This is a genomic window from Streptomyces sp. WELS2, assembly GCF_013870595.1.
In the GTDB taxonomy this organism is placed as follows: domain Bacteria; phylum Actinomycetota; class Actinomycetes; order Streptomycetales; family Streptomycetaceae; genus Streptomyces.
In genome coordinates this window covers 1-1,662 of record NZ_JACBWZ010001138.1, presented here as the reverse complement: position 1 = coordinate 1,662, position 1,662 = coordinate 1, and the positions used below count along the sequence as shown (strand labels likewise).

The following is a 1,662-nucleotide window of genomic DNA, read 5'->3' as shown; positions in this document are numbered from 1 at the left end:
ACCCGGCCGAGGGGGCGCAGGGACCAGCGGACCCAGAGGGCGCCGGCCACGCCGGCGGTGGCCAGGGCGATGCCGAAGACCATCGCGCAGACCAGTTCCAGGCGGTGGACGGCGGCCTCGACGGGCTCCAGCGGGAGGCCGGCCATCAGCACGTCGCCGTCACGTCCGGAGGTGGCGACGACCCGGTAGTGGCCGAGGGCCGAGAGTTCGACGGTGTGCGGGCGGCCGTCGGCCGGTGTCCGGGCCAGCCGTTCGGCATCCCCCGCGGACAGGGAGAAGTCCAGGTCGACGGCGAGGTCGCCGGAGCGGATGAGGCCCCTGTCGGTGACGGTGCCGTCCAGCAGGCGGGCGCCGAAGGTGCCGGTGGCCATCCGGCGGGTGTCGGCCTGCTCGTCGCCGTCGTGGTCGTCGGGCAGCCTGCCGTGGTGCTCCAGGCTCTCCGGGAAGCGGGTGCCGACCTGGGCGAGCTGTTCGTCCAGGCGCCGGGTGAGGAAGCCGTTCAGTTCGACCACGGCGGCGACTCCGACGGCGGCGCAGCTCACCGCCAGCAGGACGACGAGGCCGAAGGTCAGGCGGGCGCGCAGGGTGCGGAAGCGGGGCAGGCGGGCGAGCAGGCCCGGGCGGTTACCGGCCTTCACCCGGTCACCGGTTTCAGTACGTAGCCCGCCCCGCGCACCGTGTGGATCATGGGTGCCCGACCCGAGTCGATCTTCTTGCGCAGGTAGGAGATGTACAGCTCGACGACGTGGGCCCGGCCGCCGAAGTCGTAGGACCAGACCCGGTCGAGGATCTGCGCCTTGCTGAGCACGCGGCGGGGGTTGCGCATCAGGAAACGCAGCAGCTCGAACTCGGTCGGCGAGAGCTCGATCAGCTCGCCGGACCGGGTCACCTCACGGGCGTCCTCGTCCATCACCAGGTCGCCCACGACCAGCCCGGTCTCCTTCTCCGGGCGGCGGGCCATCCCGGCGCGGCGCAGCAGTCCGCGCAGCCGGGCCACGACCTCCTCCAGGCTGAAGGGCTTGGTGACGTAGTCGTCGCCGCCCGCGGTCAGCCCGGCGATCCGGTCCTCGATCGCGTCGCGCGCGGTGAGGAAGAGCACGCACACATCGGGTTGGGACTCGTGCAGCCGGCGCAGCACGGCGAGGCCGTCCATGTCGGGGAGCATCACGTCCAGGACGACGGCGTCGGGCAGCAGCTCACGCGCGGCGGCGAGGGCGGCGGTGCCGTCGCCGGCGGCGCGCACCTCCCAGCCCTCGTAGCGCAGGGCGCCGGTGAGCACCTCGGCGAGGTCGGGGTCGTCGTCGACGACGAGGACGCGCAGCGGGGTGCCGTCGGGACGGGTGAGGGCCGGACGGCCGGAACGGGTTGTGTTCATCGCGCCTCCCAGCATCGCGCGTGTACGGACCGGCGGAGGGCCGCGCGGGCTGTGAGTTTGCTCTGAAAAGGCTCGGCGGACTGGCGGACGGCCTGGTCAGGGGCGTGCTGAGAAATCTCTGAGACCTCTGTGAGAAAGCCTTGAGGAAAGCGTCCCGAACCCCTTTCTCAGAGGCCACTCAGAGCTTGGGCACGCACAGTGAGCGGGTCGACGGACGAAGGGACGGCACTTATGACAGCAGTGCCGAGCAGCAGCTGCGCGAACGCCACCGGGTACACCCCCAGGTC

The 1,662-nt window shown here is 72.1% G+C and carries 1 protein-coding gene and 1 pseudogene; both read right to left on the bottom strand.

Translation table 11 applies throughout. The features are described 5' to 3' along the window. Positions 1-638 (bottom strand): annotated as a pseudogene (locus H5J33_RS34385) (two-component sensor histidine kinase); the annotation flags it as partial. After that, complete coding sequence (locus H5J33_RS34380) at positions 635-1,375, bottom strand: response regulator transcription factor (protein ID WP_181798580.1); 741 nt, start codon at positions 1,373-1,375, stop codon at positions 635-637. The pseudogene H5J33_RS34385 and the gene H5J33_RS34380, both read right to left, overlap by 4 nt. Between the last annotated feature and the right edge of the window lie 287 nt (positions 1,376-1,662).

What these genes read in the sequence shown, in the direction of transcription:
- H5J33_RS34380 (WP_181798580.1), bottom strand. Translation starts at nt 1,375, where the DNA reads ATGAACACAACCCGTTCCGGCCGTCCGGCCCTCACCCGTCCCGACGGC.